This window comes from Neorhizobium sp. R1-B (genome assembly GCF_004368875.1).
Lineage (GTDB): Bacteria > Pseudomonadota > Alphaproteobacteria > Rhizobiales > Rhizobiaceae > Neorhizobium > Neorhizobium huautlense.
The window spans coordinates 157,969-177,675 of sequence record NZ_SOEM01000008.1 but is presented as its reverse complement, the minus strand read 5'-3'; the positions used below and the strand labels follow the sequence as shown (position 1 = coordinate 177,675).

Sequence of the window (19,707 nt, the reverse complement as noted above, 5' to 3'; positions counted from 1 at the left end):
GATTACGAAATCGCGGTTATTTCCAGTTCCTGGCCCCCTACATTCACGACATCCCCGATCGCTTTGCCGGTGAGCGCTCTTGCCACCGGCGATACGTAGGAAATCGATCCGGCCTTGGGGTCGGCCTCGTCTTCGCCGACGATCCGATACGTCTGCACCCGGCCGTCCTCGCGGCTGAAGGTGACAGTGTTTCCGAAGGCGACGGTATCGGCCGACGCGGGGTTTGGGACAACCTGCGCGGTGCGGACTCTTTCCGCGAAATAACGCAGATCGCGCAGCGGGCCGGCAGCCTGCCGGCGGCGTTCGTTCACGTCTTCGATCGTGGTCGTAGCCTCATAAGCCTCACGCGCCCGAGCCAGCTGCAGTTCCAGTGCCTTCAATCCGTCCTCCGTCACCAGGTTCGGGTGAGGTGAAATCGGACGGTCGGGCAATAGGGTTTCCGAAGCGGTTTCGGCACTATCTTCCTTGGTGAAGGCGACGCTCAATCTTTCAACTCCGTTAGGCGCGGGTGATCTTTGGATCGGCAGCAACGGTTTTGCATCCGTCGGATCATATATGGCCATAACCGGTCACGTTGCGGAATAGGCGAAAAATCTTTCTTCGAATGCCTCAAAATCTCCCTTGCGGCTGGATTGTGATTTTCCCGAAGGCGCTTTTCCCAATGCGCACGTTCTGCCGTTGCCAGAAAGATTAACCCATTCTTTGCCCCCCGAATACGGCGAGGGAAACAGTTTTGCCTTCTTTTTGCCTTCGATTGACTAAGTCGACCCAACCGATAGAGTTTCGGCCAAACCACAGGAGGGAGCTTCATGTTCAGTTTCACCAGGCGATTCGGCAAGGGATTGGGGGCCGTCGCTCTCGGTCTTTCCCTGACAGTCGGGGTGTTCACGCCCGCTTTCGCCGATACCCAGCTTCTCAACGTTTCCTACGATCCGACCCGCGAACTCTACAAGGACGTCAACGCTGCCTTTGCAAAGTCCTGGAAGGCCCAGACGGGAGAAGACGTGTCGATCCGGCAGTCGCATGGCGGCTCCGGTGCGCAGGCCCGCTCGGTCATCGATGGCCTTGAGGCGGATGTGGTGACGCTGGCGCTCGAAAGCGATATCAACGCAATCGAGAAGACCGGCAAGATCAAAGCCGGCTGGCGTGCGCGCCTTCCCAACAATGCCTCGCCCTATACTTCGACCATCGTCTTCCTTGTCCGCAAGGGTAATCCCAAGGGGATCAAGAACTGGGGCGACCTGGTGAAGGGCGACGTCCAGATCGTCACCCCGAACCCGAAAACCTCAGGTGGCGCGCGCTGGAATTATCTTGCCGCCTGGGCTTGGGCGAACGAGGAGTTCAAGGGCGATCAGGCGAAGATCAAGGGCTATATCGCCGATCTTTATAAACGCGCGCCCGTCCTCGACACCGGTGCCCGTGGCTCGACGGTCACCTTCGCCCAGCGCCAGATCGGCGATGTGCTGCTTGCCTGGGAAAACGAGGCCTATCTGGCCGGCGAAGAATTCGGCAAGGACGCTTTCGATATCGTCGTACCGCCGATTTCCATCCTCGCCGAACCGCCGGTCGCCGTCGTCGATGCCAATGTCGACGCCAAGGGCACCCGCAAGCAGGCCGAGGCCTATCTGCACTATCTCTATTCCGACGAAGGGCAAAACCTCGCCGCGAAGCACTTCTATCGTCCTTCTAAGCGTGATGTGGTAAAGCCGGATCTGCTGAAGGCTCTGCCGGACATCAAGCTTGTCACAATCGACGATCCGATCTTCGGCGGCTGGAAAAAGGCGCAGCCCGAACATTTCGGCGACGGCGGCATCTTCGACCAGATCTACAAGCCCGGGAAGTAATTCGGAATCCTTTATGACCCATACCGCCACTGCCTCACCGGCGAAGTGGCGACTGAAGCAGCCGAGCATCATCCCGGGTTTCGGGTTGACGCTCGGCTTTTCGCTCGCCTACCTGTCGCTGATCATTCTCATCCCCCTTGCCGGTCTGCTCTGGCGCACCGCCGAGCTTGGCTGGAGCGGCTTTTTTGCCGTCTTTGCCGACCGACGTACGCTCGACGCTCTTTATATATCCTTCGGCACGGCCTTTCTGGCTGCCTTGGTCAATGTCGTCTTCGGCACGATTCTCGCCTGGGTGCTCACCCGCTACAACTTTCCCGGCCGGCGGCTGGTTGATGCCATGGTGGATCTGCCTTTCGCCTTGCCGACGGCTGTAGCCGGCATTGCGCTTGCCTCGCTCTACGCTCCGAACGGCTGGATCGGCTCCCTCTTCATGCCCTTCCGCATCGCGTTTACGCCGCTTGGCATCGTCATAGCACTCATCTTTATCGGGCTCCCTTTCGTGGTTCGCACCGTTCAGCCGATCATGGAAGAGATCGATCGGGAGGTTGAGGAGGCAGCTGCAACGCTCGGTGCCAACCGGTTCCAGACGATCTCCCGGGTCATCCTGCCTGGACTGACGCCGGCGATACTGACCGGCTTTGCGCTCGCCTTTGCCAGAGGTGTCGGAGAATATGGTTCCGTGATCTTCATTGCCGGCAATATTCCCTATGTTTCGGAGATCGCGCCGCTGCTGATCGTCATCCGGCTGGAGGAGTTCAACTATGCGGGCGCAACAGCGATCGCCACGATCATGCTGCTCATCTCCTTCCTGATGTTGCTTGTCATCAATCTCATTCAGGCCTGGAGCCGCAGGAGGTACGGTAATGTCTGACCACCCCCGCACTCCCAAAGCGGCCTTCCGCGATCCGGCAGATGAGGGGCTGGCGACGAAGGTCGTGCTTCTCCTGCTTTCGCTTGCTTTTCTCGTCTTCTTTCTTTTTCTGCCGCTCCTTTCGGTCTTCGTGGAGGCTTTCCGGGAAGGGTGGGGCGCCTATTACGAAGCTCTGGCCGAGCCGGATGCAGCGGCTGCTATCCGGCTGACGCTTCTGGTCGCAGCGATCGCCGTGCCGCTCAATCTCGTCTTCGGGCTCTGTGCCTCCTGGGCGATCGCGAAGTTTGAGTTCAAGGGCAAAGCCTTCCTGATCACCCTCATCGATCTGCCGTTCTCGATCTCCCCGGTAATCTCGGGTCTCGTCTACGTTCTGCTTTTCGGTTCGGGCAGCCTGCTTGGCCCTCTTCTGAAAAGCTGGGGTATAGAGATCCTCTTCGCCGTGCCGGGTATCGTATTGGCGACGGTATTCGTGACGTTTCCCTTCGTGGCGCGCGAACTGATCCCGCTGATGCAGGACCAGGGAAGCGGCGACGAAGAGGCGGCGCTGTCGCTTGGCGCATCCGGCTGGCAGACCTTCCGGTTGGTCACGCTCCCAAACATCAAATGGGGCCTGCTCTATGGGGTGTTGCTCTGCAATGCCCGCGCCATGGGCGAGTTCGGCGCCGTGTCGGTGGTTTCAGGCCGCATTCGCGGGCTCACCAACACCATGCCGCTGCATGTCGAGATACTTTATAATGAGTACAACATGGTAGCGGCCTTCGCGGTGGCATCGCTGCTTGCACTGCTTGCGCTCGTCACCCTTGCCCTCAAGACACTTCTCGAACTTCGGTTCGGTGCCGGCAATGCCGGCGGCAGGCATTGAAAGGTTTACGCATCGATGGAAGTCACCATCAACAATATCCGCAAGGAATTCGAACGCTTTCCGGCGCTGAACGACGTTTCGCTGAAAATCGCTTCCGGTGAACTGATCGCGCTTCTCGGGCCTTCCGGTTCGGGCAAGACGACGCTTCTGCGCCTGATCGCCGGTCTGGATTTTCCGACCGCGGGTCAGATTTTTTTCGGCGACGAAGACGCGTCCCACCGTTCGGTGCAGGAGCGCAATGTCGGCTTCGTCTTTCAGCACTACGCGCTGTTCCGTCACATGACGGTCGCGGAGAACATCGGTTTCGGTCTGAAGGTCCGCCCGTCGTCAGCCCGCCCGCCGAAATCCGAGATACGCCGCCGCGTCTCGGATCTGCTGGACATGGTTCACCTCGGGGGGCTTGAGAAACGGTATCCGAACCAGCTTTCCGGCGGTCAGCGCCAGCGCGTGGCGCTTGCCCGCGCCATGGCGATTGAGCCTCGCATTCTGCTGCTCGACGAACCGTTCGGCGCCCTCGACGCCAAGGTACGCAAGGAATTGCGGCGCTGGCTGCGGGAATTTCACGACAGGACCGGTCATACGACGGTGTTTGTCACCCATGACCAGGAAGAGGCTCTCGAGCTTGCCGACCGGGTCGTGGTCATGAGCCAGGGCAAGATCGAGCAGGTCGGTTCCGCCGACGATGTCTACGACCGTCCCGGCTCGCCCTTCGTCTTTTCCTTCATCGGAGAATCCTCGCATTTGCCGGTGGAAGTAAAAGACAAAACCATTCTCTTCCAGGGGCAACCCATCGGCATTTCAGAACCGGCGGCAGGAAGCGGGGAGCTCTTCTTCCGCCCTGAGGATGTATCTCTTGTCGACGCTCAGGATGCGCTGTTCGGCAAGGTCACCGCCTGCCGCCGGCTGGCAGGCACCCGCATTGCAGAGATCGACATCGCCAATGAGGGCCATGCGCCTTATCACGTCGAGGTCGAGGTGCCGCTTCATGCGCCGGTGGCGCTCGGAAGCGAGGTGCGCTTTCGTCCGACGCGGTGGAAGGTTTTTACAAACGCCTGACGATGCCGGTCTTCGGGTTATCTGGCCCGGCCGCTGCATCGCGGCCGGCCTTAAACCCCGTTCTCGCCCGCATTAAAAGCGTAAAAAATTGATACATGTCATTTTCTGCTTCACGGAGTGCGGGTAAATAGCCGTCGTCGCAAGCTTCGGTCCATGCGCGACATCTAATGTGCCGCGCAATCTTTAATCCCGACAGGTATTCCATGGCAGAGACTGCCCAAATTGACGACACTTCCGAGCCGCATACGGGTTCGCCGGAAAGCCGGCCTGCTCCTCTCGCTGTATCGCTGGCGAAGGTGTTGATCCGCAGGCTTACCCCCGGCAGCGGTATCATCCTCTTCTTCAGCCTGATCCTCTTTACGATCGCATTCGCCGCCAATCTCTTTCTCGAGGAAAGCCTGGCGAGATTGGGTTGGACGCTGTTTCTTTCGGGCGACCCGATGCACGCGCCCTCCGGCCTTGCATTGACGCTTCTGATCGGCACGGTCGCCACCAACCGGCTGCGGCGCGCGGCTCCCTGCCGCAAGCCCCCATCCGACGAGGAGATGAACCGGGCCGTGGAGATCCTAGCCACGCAGCCGAATGCGATCGGGGGCCTGGTGCGCCTCGGCGACAAGAAGATCCTCTTCTCCAGCTGCGGCAAGGCCTTCATCATGTATGCCCAGCAAGGCCGCTCATGGGTGGCGTTGTTCGATCCGATCGGCTGCCGCAAGGCCTGGCCCGATCTGGTGCTGAAATTCATGGAGACGGCCCGAAAGGCAGGGTGCCGGGCGGTGTTCTATCAGGTCTCGCCGGAATTTCTGCCGCTGACTGTCGAGGCCGGATTGAAGCCTTACAAGCTCGGCGAACAGGCGGTCGTCGATCTCACCAGGTTCGATCTCAAGGGCGGCGCTTGGCTGAAGCTCCGCCGTTCGATCAACAGGGCGGTCCGCGACGGGCTCGAGTTCTCGATGCTGAAGCCGGAGGAGGTGCCGGCCGTTCTTGATGAACTGCTTTCCGTTTCCCGCACATGGCTTGCCGCGCAGAATGCAGCGGAAAAAGGGTTCTCGCTGGGGACATTCCAGTCGCAATATGTCGCTGCCGGACCGGTGGCAGTCATCCGGTTGAAAGGCCGCATTGTGGCCTTTGCCAGCATTCTCTCCACGGCGTCCGGCGGCGATGCCTTCATCGACCTGATGCGGCATCTCCCCGAGACCCATCGCGGCATGATGGATCTTCTCTTCGTGCGTATCATGGAGCACATGAAGGCCGAGGGGTATAAGACGCTGAACCTCGGCATGGCGCCGCTTGCCGGCCTTTCGACCCATAGCAAGGCTCCGCTCTGGAACCATGTCGGCGAGCGCATCTTCCGCAACGGCGAACGCTTCTATAATTTTCGCGGGGTCCAGGCTTTCAAGTCAAAGTTCGATCCGGATTGGCATCCGCGTTATCTGGCGGTCTCCGGCACTGGCATGCCCGTCCTTTCAGTATTCGACATAACCATGCTCATTGGCGGTGGGCTCAAGGGACTATTGCGCCGATGAGGCTTTTGCCGATCATCGTCGCAAGCATCACGGCTGCTGCGACAGTCTTCCATCTCGTATCCGGTTCCGAACTTGAGACCAGAAGTCTGCCAACCAGCCGGATCTCCTATCCCGACGGCCCGGCAGTCGGCATCGTCGTGTTGCTTTCCGATGGCGAAGGCTGGTCGGAGAGGGAAGCGGAGATTACCGCCACTCTTATCAAGGACGGCGCGTTGGTGGTGGGAGTCGATCTGCCGGAATATTACGCTGCACTGAAGGCTGAGCAGGATGACTGCCTCTATCTTGTCGCCGATATCGAGGATCTGAGCCGCCAACTTCATCGGTCGGCCGAGATTTCCGACTACCGCCCGCCCGTGGTCGCCGGCATCGGCGACGGGGCGACGCTCGCGCTCGCCATTGCAGCCCAGACGCCCGTCTCCACCATTGCCGAAACCATTTCAGTGGACCCCAAGACCACGATCCCGCTCTCCAAAGTGCTCTGCACCCCGGCGCCGAAAACGCCCGTACCGGAGGGTATGGTTTATGGACTGACCCCGGGCGATCTGCCCAATCCGGTGCGCGTCGTCTTCACCCCGGGCGCGGACGCTGCCGGTCGCGTGCACGTGGAAGCCCTGAAGGAAACCCATCCGGCGGTCGAACTGCGCGAGACGGCGGACAATCCCGCTGCGGCGCTGACGCTCAAGACCGCGTCGATCACGAAAGGGTTGGCCGGCTCCGCTTCCCCACTCAATCTGCCGATCGTGCCAATCGAGGCGATACCCCGGCACGACGCCATGGCGATCATCTATTCCGGCGACGGCGGCTGGCGCGATATCGATCAGCAACTGGGCGCCTATCTCAAGGAGGACGGCATTCCGGTCGTGGGCGTGGATGCGTTGCGCTATTTCTGGAGCGAAAAGACGCCGGAACAGACCGCCGCCGATCTTTCCCGGATCATCAGAGCTTATCGCAACCGGTGGCAGGTCGAAGACGTGCTGCTGATCGGATATTCCTTCGGTGCGAACATTCTGCCGGCCACCTACCGGCTTCTGCCCGAGGTAGACAGGCAGGCGGTCACGCTTGTCTCGCTGCTGGCATTGTCGCATCAGGCCGATTTTGAAATCGATGTCACCGGCTGGCTCGGTTTTTCCGGCGCCGGCAAATATGGCGATCCCATCGATGATCTGAGGGCAATCGAGCCCTTCAAGATCCAGTGTATCTATGGTCTTGCGGAGGAAGACAGCGCCTGCCCGGCGGTTGCGGAAATGCCGGGCGCTCAGATCTTGGCGCGGGACGGCGGCCACCATTTCGATGGCGACTACCGTGCGCTCGGCCGGCTGATCCTGGATCGGGCGATTGCGGTGACGGCGGCGAATTGACCGGCGTCTCACCGGTCATTCAAGAAGAGGTGAAACCCTCTGGTCAATCGCCACCGCGTCCACATCTTCCCAGGTGAATTCTAAAACCCCGGGGAGAGCCTCCATGACCCGATATCCAATCACCCGCATTTTTGCCGGAGCCGCCCTTGCCGCCGCATTGGCGGGCTCGGCTGCGGCCCACCATGGCTGGTCCTGGGCCGAAGCCGACCAGATCGATCTTAAGGGCACGATCCAGTCGCTTTCCTTCGCGCCGCCGCATCCTACTTTAGAGGTCAAGGCCGAAGATGGAGTCTGGCGTGTCGAACTCGGCAACCCGAACCAGACCCAGCGCTCGGGCTTTGTGGAGGGGCAGGCAAAAGTCGGCGATGGAATCGTTGCCACCGGCAACCGTTCCGAAGACCGCAACGAAAAGCGCATGAAGGCCGTCCGGATCATCGTCGCTGGCAAAACCTTCGACATCTATCCCGAGCGGATCAAGAGCAATTGAGGCGATGTCGATGGAGTGGCTTGCGCCGCTTGCCGAGACGCTGCTTGCACGAGCCCTGATTGCCTCTTCGACACTCTATCTCTTGGTCAACGCCGCACATATCCTCGGCATCGGTACGCTTTTCGGAGCGATCCTGGCGCTCGACCTGCGATTGCTGGGCTTTGCTCCGGCTGTCCCCTTGGCCGCGATTGCTCCCTATCTTTCCCGGATCGCCGCCGCAGGCGTCTTTCTCGCCGTCCTCACCGGCCTCTGCCTGTTTTCTGTCCGACCAACGGAATATGCAAGAAACACCGCCTTCCTGGCGAAGCTCTGCCTTGTCGCGCTCGCCCTTGTCAACGTCGCGGTCGTGTACTTCGGAAGCGGATGGCGAGCGGTGCTTTCGGGAGAGACGCCAAGTATGGCATTGCGTGTTGGTGCAACATTTTCGGTTCTTTCCTGGGTCGGCGCCGTGATTGCTGGTCGCTGGATCGGGTTTTTATAGATGGGAGATCGCTATCCGAAGGGGCTATCTCTTACGCGACCCTATCTTTGGCTGATGTCGAACTGGACGCGTGTGAGCAGCTCTTTTTGACTGACGATCGCGTTCGGGCACCGACATGTTGAACGTCTGATCACGAGTCGAGGCCGTGGCATCTGTTCCGTTCGTAGATTCGTTCAGGTTGACCAAGGGCATCTATGGAACTAGCGAGTCCGCGGCACGCAGACTATCGTCACTGACGTCATCGGTATGTGCAACGAGTGGCGGGGAAAGCCTTTAGGTTGTATATCTTCACGAGTGAGCTAGTGCGATGATCAAGTCGTAGCCACGATTTCAAGCGTGGCTTGCTTCCATAAATTTGCGAGGCTGCTGTACGACAATGGACACAGGTGTTGGTGTGACTGACAACGAGGCTTTAGGCCATCTTCCGGAGCGCAAGCGGCGGGAGCTTTCGCGCGCCTTGAAGATTATTTTCGAGGAGTTCGATGCCGCGCAGCAGTCAAAGCTTTCGGAAAAACAGAAGGCCGGCCGGATCCTCAAAGTCATTTTATTTGGTTCGTATAGCCGCGGCGGCTGGGTGGAGGACCACAAGAGCGGTTACCGCTCCGACTATGACATTCTTGTCGTCGTCAACATGCATAGCGTCGGCGAGGAAAACGAGCTTTGGCACGACGTCTCCGATCATTTTTTGCGCGAGCTATTGGTGACGAAAACGATTGAAACGCCGGTCAATGTCATCGTGCACACGCTGCAGGATGTGAACGACCAGCTGGCCCGCGGGAAGCCGTTCTTCATCGACATCGTCCGCGATGGCATCATGCTCTATGAGAAGGACGGCCATCCCTTTGTGGCACCAAAGCCGCTCAGCGAAGACGAGGCGAGGAAGGAAGCACAGGCATATTTTCAAAGATGGTTCGCCCTTTCCGCGGACGCTTTCGAATTAGCCAGCATTGCCATCGAGCGAAGGATTTGGTGCGATGGTGCATTTATGCTCCATCAGGCCACAGAGCGCCTCTACCACTGCGTCCTCCTCGTGCTGACGCTCTACAGCCCAAAATCGCACCGGCTGAAATCTCTTCGGTCCTCGGCAGAGCGGCTCGAGCCGCGGCTGATCGAGGCATGGCCGCGGGATACCAAGTTCGCCCGCCGGTGCTTCGAACGGCTCGATCGCGCTTATGTCGATGCACGCTATTCTCCCCACTACGAAATCACTGACGAAGAGCTGCAATGGCTGGTGGAACGCATTCAGGTCCTTCAGGGGCTCGTCGAGCAAGTCTGCAAGGAGGCACTAGCGACCAAGGCATCCTCATAGTCTTGAACTGAGTAGCCCCTCGAACGAATGGCCCGGCATCATGGCTCGCCGCCGCAGGCGCTTGGGAGACACCCGGAATTTTCTCGACAGCGTTGGCCACTGACTACCGGTCGCTCACAGCGGCTCTCGGATTGATCCAGGGCTCCTGATTGCTGCGGGGCAGAGGCTGTCTGCCAAGGATATGGTCGGCGGCCTTCTCGCCAGTCATGATCGACGGACCGTTGAGATTGCCGTAGGTGACATGCGGGAAGATCGAACTGTCGGCAACGCGCAATCGTTCCACGCCGATCACCCGACATTCCGGATCGACGACGGCGAGGGGATCGTCGGCGCGGCCCATGCGGCAGGTGCCGCAGGGGTGGTAGGCGCTCTCCAGATGCTCGCGCAGGAAGGCGTCGATCTCCTCGTCCGTCTGGACGTGCTCGCCGGGCTGGATCTCCGGACCACGATACTGGTCGAAGGCCTTCTGACCGAAGATTTCACGGGTCAACCGCACGCAGTGGCGGAATTTTTCCCAGTCTTCCGCATGGCTCATGTAGTTGAACCGGATAACCGGATCCGCCTTGGGGTCGGGCGAGCGAAGCGTCACGTTTCCACGTGATTTCGACAGATTATAGCCGACATGGACCTGGAAGCCGTGGCTTTTTGCTGCTGCCTTGCCGTCATAGGAAATCGCCACTGGCAGGAAATGGTACTGGATGTCCGGCTGCTTCAAACCGGGTGCCGAGCGCAGGAAGGCGCAGGCCTCGAACTGGTTGGAAGCGCCGAGCCCTCCTTTGGAAAGCAGCCATTGCGCGCTGGCCACTCCCTGCCAGAACCAGGGAAGCCAGGAATAAAGCGACACCGGCTTCGTCGAGACCTGTTGGAAGTAAAATTCCATGTGGTCCTGCAGGTTGGCACCGACGCCAGTCCGATCCGCCTTCACCTCGATACCCATAGCCTTCAGATGCTCCGCCGGACCGATGCCGGAAAGCATCAGCAGTTTCGGCGAATTGAAGGAGGAGGCCGAAATGATCACCTCGCGATTGGCCATGATGGTTTCGGCGCCCCCCCGGCGCTCGATCTCCACGCCCACCGCGCGGCCATTCTCGATGACGACCCTGTTGGCGAAGCCATAGACGATTTCGACATTCGGCCGTTTCAGCGCCGGCTTCAGATAGGCGTTGGCGGCAGACCAGCGGCGGCCATTGTGGATCGTTTGTTCCATCAGCCCGAAGCCTTCCTGCTTCGAGCCATTGTAATCGTCGGTGAGCTCGAAGCCGGCCTGTTTCCCGGCTTCGATGAAGGCGTGGAAGAGCGGATTCTTCACCGGCCCGCGCTTGACATGCAGCGGTCCGTCGGTGCCCCGCCAGCCGTCCTCGCCACCCTCGGACGTCTCCATGCGCTTGAAATAGGGAAGCACGTCCGCATAGGCCCAGCCGGTCGCGCCAAGCTCTTCCCAGCGATTGAAGTCTTCCGCATGGCCGCGGACATAAACGAGGCCGTTGATCGAGGATGACCCGCCGATTACCTTTCCGCGCGGCGCAGTGATGCGCCGGTTGTTGAGGTTCGGCTCGGGTTCTGAAAGATAACCCCAATTGTAGCGCTTCATGCTCATCGGCCAGGCAAGTGCCGCCGGCATCTGGATGAACGGCCCGAAATCCGATCCGCCCGCCTCGATGACGATCACCGAGTTCTTGCCGTCCTCCGACAGACGATAGGCCAGCGCCGACCCCGCCGAGCCGGAACCGATAATGACGAAATCTGCGCTTTTCATTCCGTCAACCTCAATACGGCGCCTCGACCTTGCCCATGCCGACATAGACCGTCTTCAGCTCCGAATAGTGTTCCAGCGCCGCAAGCGAATTCTCGCGCCCGAAGCCGGACTGCTTGGAGCCGCCGAAGGGAATTTCCACCGGGCAGAGATTGTAGGTGTTGATCCACAATGTGCCGGCTTCAAGCTGATCCGCCACGCGATGGCCGCGAGAAAGATCGGCGGTGAAAACGCCGGCCGACAGGCCGAATTCGGTCGCATTGGCGCGGGCGATCACCTCTTCCTCGTCGTCGAAATCGAGCACACACATCACAGGCCCGAAAATCTCTTCGCGGGCGATAGTCATATCGTCGGTGACGTCCGCAAACACGGTCGGCTGCACGTAATAACCCTCGCCGGTGACGTGGTTGGGAATGCCGCCTCCCGTCAGAAGCGTCGCGCCCTCAGCCTTGCCCTTGTCGATATAGCTCAGAACCTTCTGGCGCTGGTCGAAGGAGACCATCGGTCCAAGTTGCGTCGCCTCGTCCATCGGGTCGCCGATGACGATCTTTTCCGTCCGCTCCTTCAGCCGCGACAGGAAAGCATCCTTGAGATTCCTCTGCACGAAGACGCGCGTGCCGTTGGAGCAGACCTGCCCTGTCGAATAGAAATTGCCGAGCATGGCGCCGCCGATGGCGCTGTCGATATCGGCATCGTCAAAAACGATCAGCGGCGACTTACCGCCAAGTTCCATCGTCACGTGCTTCAGGCTCCCGGCAGCCGCTGCCGCCACTTTGCGGCCTGTCGGCACCGAACCGGTCAAGGAAACCTTCGCCACATCCGGGTGGTTGACCAGCAGCGGCCCGGTATTCCGGTCGCCCTGGATGACGTTGTAGAGTCCCTTGGGAAGGCCCGCTTCATGCAAAATCTCGGCGATCTTCAGCGCCCCGAGCGGCGTGTTCTCGGACGGCTTGAAGACCATGGCATTGCCGGCGGCAAGTGCCGGCGCACCTTTCCAGCAGGCAATCTGCTGGGGATAGTTCCAGGCGCCGATGCCGACGCAGACGCCGAGCGGCACACGCTTGGTATAGGCAAAATCGCCGCCGAGCGGGATATAGCTGCCGTTCATGCCCGCGGCGATCACCCCGCCGAAGAACTCGAAACTGTCCGCCCCGGAGGTCGGGTCGGCGACAATCGTCTCCTGGATCGGCTTGCCGGTGTCGAGCGTCTCAAGTTCGGAAAGCTCGCGGTTCCTCTCCCGCATGATCTCCGAGGCGCGTTTGAGGATACGCCCGCGCGCCGTCGGGCTCATTGCCCCCCATTCTGGCTGGGCGCGTTTGGCCGCAGCGATCGCCCGTTCGACGATGGCAGGCGTTGCCGCGTGCAGCCGGGCAATCACCTCCCCGGTTGCCGGATAAAGGCTTTCGATGAGAGTGCCCTCGGTATCCTCGACATATTCGCCATCGATGAAATGGCTGGCGATCGGCTGGGCTTTCATCTCATTCTCCGCGCGGGTAGCGTTTGGATTCCTCGAGATTGTCGAGGTTCATATGGTTGCGCATGTAGCGCTCCGAGGCCTTTTGTAATGGCTGATGGTCCCAAGGATAATAGGCTCCGTTGCGAAGCGCCTCGTAGACCACCCAGCGCCGTGCCTGGCTTTCCCGCACGGCCGCATCGAAAGCGGCCATGTCCCACTTGGCCCTCCGCTTGGCTCTGAAATCCTCCAGCACGTCTGTATAGGCCGGATCCGCGGCAAGGTTTCTGAGCTCCTTCGGATCGGCCTGGAGATCAAATAGCTGCTCCGGGTCCAGCTCGCAGTGGATATATTTCCACTTGCCTTCGCGGATAGCGACCAGCGGCGCGTAGGAGCCTTCTGCCGCATATTCCATCAGCACCGGTGCGGAGCGGATGCCTCCATCGATGACCGGCTTCAGGCTTTCGCCATCCGTCCATGGCTTGATCTCGTCCATCGAAATTCCGGCCAGATCGCAGAGTGTCGGCGTGACGTCGAGGTTGGAAACCGGCGCTGCAAGGAGGGCAGGGGAGATACCCGGGCCGGCAATCATCAGCGGCACGCGCGCCGATCCTTCGAAGAAGTTCATCTTGAACCACAGCCCCCGCTCTCCCAGCATGTCACCATGGTCGGAGCAGAACAGGATGAAGGTATCGTTGAGCATCCGTGTGCGGGTCAACGTATCGATCAGTTCGCCGACCTTCTCGTCGATATAGGAAAGGTTGGCAAAATAGCCCTGGCGCGCCCGGCGGATATGGTCATCCGTGACGTCGAAATTCTTGTAGTCGCAGGAAAAGATGATCCGCTGGGAATGCGGATCCTGTTCCGCGAGCGGTATTTCGCCAACCTCCGGCAGAAGGTGTTCGCAATCCTCATAGAGGTCCCAGAATTTTCTGCGTGCCACATAGGGGTCGTGCGGATGGGTGAAGGAAACGGTCAGGCACCAGGGCCGACGGGCTGCATCGTCACGCTCGCGGGCGAGGTGATAAAGCTTCTGGTTGGCGAGGAAGGCGACCTCGTCGTCATATTCCATCTGGTTGGTGATTTCGGCAACGCCCGCGCCGGTCACCGAGCCGAGATTGTGATACCACCAGTCGATCCGCTCTCCAGGCTTTCGGTAGTCCGGGGTCCAGCCGAAATCGGCCGGATAGATGTCCGTCGTCAGCCGCTCCTCAAAGCCGTGCAACTGGTCTGGCCCGACGAAATGCATCTTGCCCGACAGCGCGGTGTAATATCCGGCGCGGCGCAGGTGATGCGCATAGGTCGGGATCGAGGAAACATATTCCGCAGCATTGTCGTAGACGCGGGTTCGGCTCGGCAATTGCCCGGCCATGAAGGAAGCCCGCGCCGGCGCGCAGAGCGGCGAAGAGGTATAGTTGTTGACAAATCGGGCCGAACGCGCCGCCAGGCTTTTGAGATGCGGCGCATGCAACCACTCCGCCGGACCGTCCGGAAACAAGGTCCCGTTCAGTTGGTCGACCATGATGATCAGAATATTGGGTTTGGTCATTGGCGGAATCGACTCTCTGGCGACGGTCTTCTCACCAGATTGAGTTATTTTTGATCCCGTCGCCAATCAAGAAGGGATTGCGAACCATCCTGTCCCAAAAGCGCGGATGGGGGTGATTGGGAAGTTGCTGAAATCGAAATGCCCAAGGAAGAAGGTCGCTCCACCCGCCTCAGAAGGCCGCCTTGGTCGATCTGGAGTTGCATGTGAATGCCCTCGGCGGCATTGTCTTCCCACGTTAGGGGAGAAATTGCGTGCCGAAGATCGTTGGAATTGGTGGTGTGTTTTTCAAAGCGGCCGACCCGGTAGGGCTTGCCGAATGGTACGAGAAACATCTTGGAATTGACGACCTGCACAAGTCGGTATGGCAACAACAGGCAGGAGCAACAATTTTTGGTCCGTTCTCTGAAAATACCGACTATTTTGGACGAGCAGGACAGCAATGGATGATCAACTTTCGGGTTGATGACCTTAATGGGTTCATATCAAGCCTGACGGCGAGCGGGATCACGGTGGAAACTCGCACCGAGTGGGATTCGGAAGTTGGTCGCTTTGCTCGCATTCACGACCCCGAAGGCAATCCGGTCGAGCTTTGGGAACCGACGAAGGAGCAGCCTGCATCTGACGATATTACGTCGGGCGCTTAGCAACCGCCCATAGCCGGATGCCACGCTTGCCAAACTCCCCAAAATATTGAATAAAAACATCTTTCATCGTCACAAAACTTTCATCCTCGGGAAAGGGATTCTTGAGGAATTGGTGGGAGCTTCACCTGCAATTTTAGGCCATTGCGCGTGGGGTAATGAGTAATGTCGTCTGCGGCCATTTTGGAACCGGGCGTCTTCCGTCGATACGCAAGCGATCAGCTGGTCGCGCTGGGGAAGCTGGTTCTGGAAAATGCTTTCCAGCCGATCGTCGAGATCGGCACGGGCTCCGTCTTTGGTTATGAATCCCTGCTGCGGGGCCAGGAGCGGATCGGCTTTTCTTCTCCGCCCGAACTTCTCGACCAGGCGCATGAGATCGGCCAGCTTCTGGCATTGGAGCAGATGATGGCGACCCGGGCTCTTGCAAAGTTTGCAAGCGTTCCCGACTATTCTTCCGCAACGCTTTTCCTCAATCTCGATGTCCGGCTGATCCCGCATGGCCAGCTCTTCCTCGAAAAGGTCGTCCAGCACCTGCGGATGGCCAATATCGCGCCGTCTTCGGTTTGTTTCGAGTTTTCCGAACGGTTCGACAATACCAGCGTACCCGAATTTGCCGATCTGGTGACGCAGATGCGCAAGGAGGGTTTCAAGCTTGCGATCGACGATTTCGGCGTCGGCCATGGCGAGATGAAGCTGCTTTGCGACTATCCGGTCGACTATCTCAAGATCGACCGCCATTTCGTCGCCGGCATCGACCGCAATCCGCGCAAGCGGCACCTGGTGAAGAACATCGTCAACATCGCGCATGTACTCGGCATCCGGGTGATTGCCGAGGGCATCGAGACTGAGGCGGAATTCCTCGCCTGCCGCGAATATGGCGTCGACCTCGTCCAGGGCTGGTTCATCGCCCGGCCGACCACCTTTGTCAGCGAGTTACAGCCGTCGTTTCCCTATCTTGCCGATATCGGCCGTTCCCGCCGCTCCAGCCAGTCGCTCGACGAGATCCTCATCCGCAAGCAGATCGAACACCTGCCGACCGTCTACGAGAACGAAAGCATCGACAGCGTTTTCGAACTTTTCCGCCGCAATCCCCGGCAGGCCTTCTTTCCCGTCCTCAATGCCAATGGCGAACCGCGCGGTGTCATCAACGAATATCACCTCAAGGAATATATCTATCAGCCGTTCGGCCGCGATCTTTTGAAGAACAAGGTCTACGAACGCACCATCGCCCATTTCGTCGACCGCGCGCCAATCATCGGGCTCGACGCGGAAGCCGAGGAACTGATGAGCCTGTTTGCCAATATGGACAACAGCGCCTGCGTCATCCTGACGGAGAACATGCGTTACGCCGGGGTCGTTTCGGCTGCCTCGCTCATCAAGGTCGTCAACGAAAAGCAGTTGAAGATCGCGCAGGACCAGAACCCGCTGACGAGCCTGCCGGGCAACCGCGCCATCCGCGACTTCATGCAGGAAGCCGGCCGCGACGACGAACAGACCCGCTTCTTCTGCTATTGCGACTTCGACCATTTCAAGCCGTTCAACGATCATTACGGCTTCCATATGGGCGATCACGCGATCTCGCTTTTTGCAGCGCTGGTCAGACGCTACTTTTTCTCGGATGACGATTTCCTCGGCCATGTGGGCGGCGACGATTTTTTCATCGGCGTGCGCGACTGGACGCGGGACGAACTGACGGAGATCCTCGAGCGCCTTCTGTCCGATTTCCATGACGATGTGATCGAGCTTTATTCGTCGGAAGAACGGGCGGCTGGGAAAATCCGCGGGCACGACCGTTTCGGCGAAGAACGCGACTTCCCCCTGCTTCGCTGTTCGATCGGCGTGCTCGAACTGCCGCAGGGCCTGCTGCTTGATGATGTCAGCCGCATCGGCGCCGAGATTGCCGCCGTCAAGGCGGAGGCGAAGGACAACGACGGCGGCCTCGTTTTTGCAATTTTCGGCGATGCAAAGTAGCCGCGCGGCGGAACGTCGCCTTCCCGTCGGTGGCAGACTGTCCTAAGTCAGTGGCAAGCCACTGAGAGGAGTCCTGCCATGTCGCTTCCCGCGCAAATGCGTTTTGTCGATCTGCCGACTTTCGGCGGGCCTGAAGTGATGGTGCTTGCGACCGGACCTCTGCCGGCGGTGCTGCCCGGAGAGATCCTGGTGAAGGTCGAGGCGGCGGGCGTCAATCGGCCGGATGTAGCGCAGCGCAGCGGCAATTATCCGGCGCCCAAGGACGCCAGCCCCGTTCTTGGGCTGGAGATTGCCGGCGAAGTGGTCGCGCTGGGTGACGGTGTCAGCGATTTCGGGATCGGCGACAAGGTCTGCGCGCTGGCAAATGGCGGCGGTTATGCGGAATTCTGCGCCGTGCCGGCCTGCCAGGCATTGCCCTGGCCAAAGGGATATGACGCGGTCAAGGCCGCGGCCCTTTGCGAGACCTTCTTTACCGTCTGGGCCAACCTTTTCCAGATGGCTGGGCTTACCGAGGGCGAAACCGTGTTGATCCATGGTGGCACGAGCGGCATTGGCACCACGGCGATCCAGCTCGCCCGCGCTTTTGGCGCAACTGTGTACGCCACCGCGGGTTCGAAGGCAAAGTGCCAGGCCTGCGAAAGGCTCGGCGCCGTCAGGGGTATCGATTACAGAACCGAAGACTTTGCCGAGGTCGTCAAGGCGGAAACCGGCGGCAAGGGCGTCGACGTCGTCCTCGACATGATCGGCGCTGCCTATTTCGAAAAGAACCTTTCCGTGCTCGCCAAGGATGGTTGCCTGTCGATCATCGCTTTCCTCGGCGGCAATGTGGCAGAAAAGGTAAACCTGAGCCCGATCATGGTGAAGCGCCTGACGGTCACCGGCTCGACAATGCGGCCGCGAACGGCGGAAGAAAAGCGGGCGATCCGCGACGATCTCTCAGGCCAGGTCTGGCCGCTGCTGGAGGCGGGGACGGTCGCGCCGGTCATCCACGCTGCCTTGCCGTTCGCAGACGTCGTAGAGGCGCACCAGCTGATGGAAAGCAGCAGCCATATCGGAAAGATCGTGTTGAACCTGGACGGCTGAGAGGGGCTCTCGACTGAAAGCTCGCGAATGATAGCGCCAGAAAATCGTTTGGCAACTCAATTATATACGCAATCGTTCACATAACTTGCCTTGCAGACTCAGGGCCTGGCCCCTACCTTCATCCCATCGTCAACGTAATGAAAGGAAGGTGATCCAATGTCTAATGAGATTTCGGTCTGCGTAACGGGCAATGGAAAGGTGATGGTTTTGACGGGGCAGCCCTCGGCCTGAACTTCATCTTCCTTCGGGCGGCTTACAAAGCGCCCGGGTTCGTTCAACCGGACCAAAACTCATGGAAGGGTCGCCAGCAGCGGCCCTTTTCCATTTCTGGGCGATAGAGGAACGTCCGCGGAGGCTTAATCCCCTCTAAAGACCTGCTGCCGTCTGGCAGTCCGCTCGCCGAAATGCCCATGCAAAAAAGCTTTGATCCGGAATTGACCGAACGACATAGGCAATCAGGGCGGTCGCAGAAATTGCGAAAACAATCCTTCCGACAAACACGCCTATGGCATCCGCACCCAATGCCATGACGATCAAAGTGTCTTCGATGATACTGTGGGCAAATCCCATAAAGACGCATGAGATAAACACCTGGCGAGGCGAAACCTGGCCTGACCGCGCTTCGCGAATGAGCAGCCCGCCGCCATAGGAAATGCCCAGAAACAGGCCGACGGCGGTGAACTGCCCGGTTTCGGCATTTATTCCGGCGAGGCGCAGAAAGGGTGCGAGCGTTCTCATCAGCAAAGCCATGAGCCCGGACAGTTTCAGTATCTCCAGTCCAAAGGCGAGCGCCGTCAGGATGAGGAACATGAAGACGAGCGCCTCGATCAGGCCTGTAAGGAATCCCCACCAGTCGGTCGAGGCGGATGTCGGGATCCAGGCCGGATCCAAGGTCTGCGACAGCCAGCCGGTCGCGGCAAGAAGATGATGAAGCATGATGGCGTAAACCACGCTGCCGGCGACGCGGATCAGCGTGGTTATGGCAAATCCCGGTCCCGCCTTTTGAATGATCTTCTGCTCGATCGGCAGACCATGCGCGAAAAGCAAAAGCGCTGAGAAAACGGTGATGTCCGCGACCGTCAAGGATGACGGCGGCACCAACGTGAAGATCATCGGAATCGCGCCCCATAAACCGACCAACATGCCTGTCAGCCAGGCCAATCCCAGTTCCGGGGGCAAGCCGAAAAGCTCCATGACTGGTGCCAGGGCAGGCGAAATGGCCTCGATCAAGCCCATGCGTAACATCACTTCGGTCATTATCGTGACCGGAACGATGATACGAACGAGTTCCCAATATATTTGCAAGGTTTCCCGGGTCTTGCGGAGAGTAAATTCGAGCGCTGACATGCCTGTTTCCTGATGCTGCTATAGCCATCGTGTAAACCGGAGCCGTTCGCATTTGCGGTCAAATATTGCGCTGTTATGCAATTTTATTGCATTCTTCTCGCGCCTCCTTGGAGAAGCGT

17 protein-coding genes are annotated in these 19,707 nt (G+C 59.4%); 12 read left to right on the top strand and 5 right to left on the bottom strand.

Features of this window, described 5'->3' with window-relative positions; genetic code table 11:
* Positions 1-2: 2 nt before the first annotated feature.
* The gene (gene greA, locus EDE05_RS14010; protein ID WP_132410454.1) at positions 3-485 is read right to left on the bottom strand and encodes a transcription elongation factor GreA; all 483 of its coding nucleotides are present in this window, start codon (positions 483-485) and stop codon (positions 3-5) included.
* Positions 486-809: 324 nt separating this feature from the next.
* Between greA and EDE05_RS14005 the strand changes: the two genes are divergently transcribed.
* The 9 genes from EDE05_RS14005 (at position 810) to EDE05_RS13965 (ending at position 9,791) form a co-directional block, all read left to right on the top strand.
* Positions 810-1,844 (top strand): sulfate ABC transporter substrate-binding protein, encoded by a 1,035-nt coding sequence (locus EDE05_RS14005; protein ID WP_112802574.1) that lies wholly within the window; start codon positions 810-812, stop codon positions 1,842-1,844.
* Between the two features lie 13 nt (positions 1,845-1,857).
* A complete protein-coding gene (gene cysT / locus EDE05_RS14000) occupies positions 1,858-2,715 on the top strand; it encodes a sulfate ABC transporter permease subunit CysT (RefSeq protein WP_132410458.1) in 858 nt (285 codons plus the stop codon).
* Entirely contained in the window at positions 2,708-3,577 is an 870-nt protein-coding gene (cysW, locus tag EDE05_RS13995; protein ID WP_132410460.1) for a sulfate ABC transporter permease subunit CysW, read from the top strand. The genes cysT and cysW overlap by 8 nt, the downstream gene beginning before the upstream one ends.
* Positions 3,578-3,592: 15 nt before the next feature.
* The gene (locus EDE05_RS13990; protein ID WP_132410462.1) at positions 3,593-4,633 is read left to right on the top strand and encodes a sulfate/molybdate ABC transporter ATP-binding protein; all 1,041 of its coding nucleotides are present in this window, start codon (positions 3,593-3,595) and stop codon (positions 4,631-4,633) included.
* A 203-nt stretch (positions 4,634-4,836) separates the two neighbouring features.
* Positions 4,837-6,156 carry a GNAT family N-acetyltransferase gene (locus EDE05_RS13985; protein ID WP_132410464.1) on the top strand — a complete coding sequence of 440 codons (1,320 nt, stop codon included), beginning with the start codon at positions 4,837-4,839 and terminating at the stop codon, positions 6,154-6,156.
* Complete coding sequence (locus EDE05_RS13980) at positions 6,153-7,514, top strand: AcvB/VirJ family lysyl-phosphatidylglycerol hydrolase (protein ID WP_134101585.1); 1,362 nt, start codon at positions 6,153-6,155, stop codon at positions 7,512-7,514. Before EDE05_RS13985 ends, EDE05_RS13980 begins: the two co-directional genes overlap by 4 nt.
* Before the next feature lie 103 nt (positions 7,515-7,617).
* Entirely contained in the window at positions 7,618-8,001 is a 384-nt protein-coding gene (locus EDE05_RS13975; RefSeq protein WP_132410468.1) for a DUF6152 family protein, read from the top strand.
* Positions 8,002-8,011: 10 nt separating this feature from the next.
* Positions 8,012-8,482 (top strand): DUF2214 domain-containing protein, encoded by a 471-nt coding sequence (locus tag EDE05_RS13970; RefSeq protein WP_134101580.1) that lies wholly within the window; start codon positions 8,012-8,014, stop codon positions 8,480-8,482.
* 376 nt (positions 8,483-8,858) lie between these two features.
* Positions 8,859-9,791 carry a HEPN domain-containing protein gene (locus EDE05_RS13965; protein WP_132410472.1) on the top strand — a complete coding sequence of 311 codons (933 nt, stop codon included), beginning with the start codon at positions 8,859-8,861 and terminating at the stop codon, positions 9,789-9,791.
* Between the two features lie 103 nt (positions 9,792-9,894).
* On the opposite strand, the gene betA is transcribed toward EDE05_RS13965, so the two are convergent.
* The 3 genes from betA to betC are packed head-to-tail and all read right to left on the bottom strand — an operon-like array spanning position 9,895 to position 14,546.
* On the bottom strand, positions 9,895-11,547 hold the full coding sequence (gene betA / locus EDE05_RS13960; RefSeq protein WP_132410474.1) for a choline dehydrogenase: 1,653 nt from the start codon (positions 11,545-11,547) through the stop codon (positions 9,895-9,897).
* 10 nt (positions 11,548-11,557) lie between these two features.
* A complete protein-coding gene (betB, locus tag EDE05_RS13955) occupies positions 11,558-13,021 on the bottom strand; it encodes a betaine-aldehyde dehydrogenase (RefSeq protein ID WP_132410476.1) in 1,464 nt (487 codons plus the stop codon).
* A 1-nt stretch (position 13,022) separates the two neighbouring features.
* Complete coding sequence (gene betC / locus EDE05_RS13950; RefSeq protein ID WP_132410478.1) at positions 13,023-14,546, bottom strand: choline-sulfatase; 1,524 nt, start codon at positions 14,544-14,546, stop codon at positions 13,023-13,025.
* A gap of 251 nt (positions 14,547-14,797) precedes the next feature.
* On the opposite strand from betC, the gene EDE05_RS13945 reads away from it, so the two are divergent.
* The 3 genes from EDE05_RS13945 to EDE05_RS13935 all read left to right on the top strand — a co-directional run bounded on the left by EDE05_RS13945 (position 14,798) and on the right by EDE05_RS13935 (position 18,241).
* Positions 14,798-15,190 carry a VOC family protein gene (locus EDE05_RS13945; protein WP_134101576.1) on the top strand — a complete coding sequence of 131 codons (393 nt, stop codon included), beginning with the start codon at positions 14,798-14,800 and terminating at the stop codon, positions 15,188-15,190.
* Positions 15,191-15,352: 162 nt separating this feature from the next.
* A complete protein-coding gene (locus EDE05_RS13940) occupies positions 15,353-17,158 on the top strand; it encodes an EAL domain-containing protein (protein WP_112802599.1) in 1,806 nt (601 codons plus the stop codon).
* A 78-nt stretch (positions 17,159-17,236) separates the two neighbouring features.
* Positions 17,237-18,241, top strand: coding sequence for an NAD(P)H-quinone oxidoreductase (locus EDE05_RS13935; protein WP_132410482.1), 1,005 nt, complete (start codon positions 17,237-17,239; stop codon positions 18,239-18,241).
* 366 nt (positions 18,242-18,607) lie between these two features.
* Here the strand turns inward: EDE05_RS13935 and EDE05_RS13930 are convergent, their stop codons facing one another.
* Positions 18,608-19,588 carry a nucleoside recognition protein gene (locus EDE05_RS13930; RefSeq protein WP_132410484.1) on the bottom strand — a complete coding sequence of 327 codons (981 nt, stop codon included), beginning with the start codon at positions 19,586-19,588 and terminating at the stop codon, positions 18,608-18,610.
* Between the last annotated feature and the right edge of the window lie 119 nt (positions 19,589-19,707).

Bases quoted from the DNA above. Each gene is read 5' to 3' on its own strand.
- EDE05_RS14005 (WP_112802574.1), top strand. From the start codon at position 810: ATGTTCAGTTTCACCAGGCGATTCGGCAAGGGATTGGGGGCCGTCGCT.
- cysT (WP_132410458.1), top strand. From the start codon at position 1,858: ATGACCCATACCGCCACTGCCTCACCGGCGAAGTGGCGACTGAAGCAG.
- cysW (WP_132410460.1), top strand. From the start codon at position 2,708: ATGTCTGACCACCCCCGCACTCCCAAAGCGGCCTTCCGCGATCCGGCA.
- EDE05_RS13990 (WP_132410462.1), top strand. From the start codon at position 3,593: ATGGAAGTCACCATCAACAATATCCGCAAGGAATTCGAACGCTTTCCG.
- EDE05_RS13985 (WP_132410464.1), top strand. From the start codon at position 4,837: ATGGCAGAGACTGCCCAAATTGACGACACTTCCGAGCCGCATACGGGT.
- EDE05_RS13980 (WP_134101585.1), top strand. From the start codon at position 6,153: ATGAGGCTTTTGCCGATCATCGTCGCAAGCATCACGGCTGCTGCGACA.
- EDE05_RS13975 (WP_132410468.1), top strand. From the start codon at position 7,618: ATGACCCGATATCCAATCACCCGCATTTTTGCCGGAGCCGCCCTTGCC.
- EDE05_RS13970 (WP_134101580.1), top strand. From the start codon at position 8,012: ATGGAGTGGCTTGCGCCGCTTGCCGAGACGCTGCTTGCACGAGCCCTG.
- EDE05_RS13965 (WP_132410472.1), top strand. From the start codon at position 8,859: ATGGACACAGGTGTTGGTGTGACTGACAACGAGGCTTTAGGCCATCTT.
- betA (WP_132410474.1), bottom strand. From the start codon at position 11,547: ATGAAAAGCGCAGATTTCGTCATTATCGGTTCCGGCTCGGCGGGGTCG.
- betB (WP_132410476.1), bottom strand. From the start codon at position 13,021: ATGAAAGCCCAGCCGATCGCCAGCCATTTCATCGATGGCGAATATGTC.
- betC (WP_132410478.1), bottom strand. From the start codon at position 14,546: ATGACCAAACCCAATATTCTGATCATCATGGTCGACCAACTGAACGGG.
- EDE05_RS13940 (WP_112802599.1), top strand. From the start codon at position 15,353: ATGTCGTCTGCGGCCATTTTGGAACCGGGCGTCTTCCGTCGATACGCA.
- EDE05_RS13935 (WP_132410482.1), top strand. From the start codon at position 17,237: ATGTCGCTTCCCGCGCAAATGCGTTTTGTCGATCTGCCGACTTTCGGC.
- EDE05_RS13930 (WP_132410484.1), bottom strand. From the start codon at position 19,588: ATGTCAGCGCTCGAATTTACTCTCCGCAAGACCCGGGAAACCTTGCAA.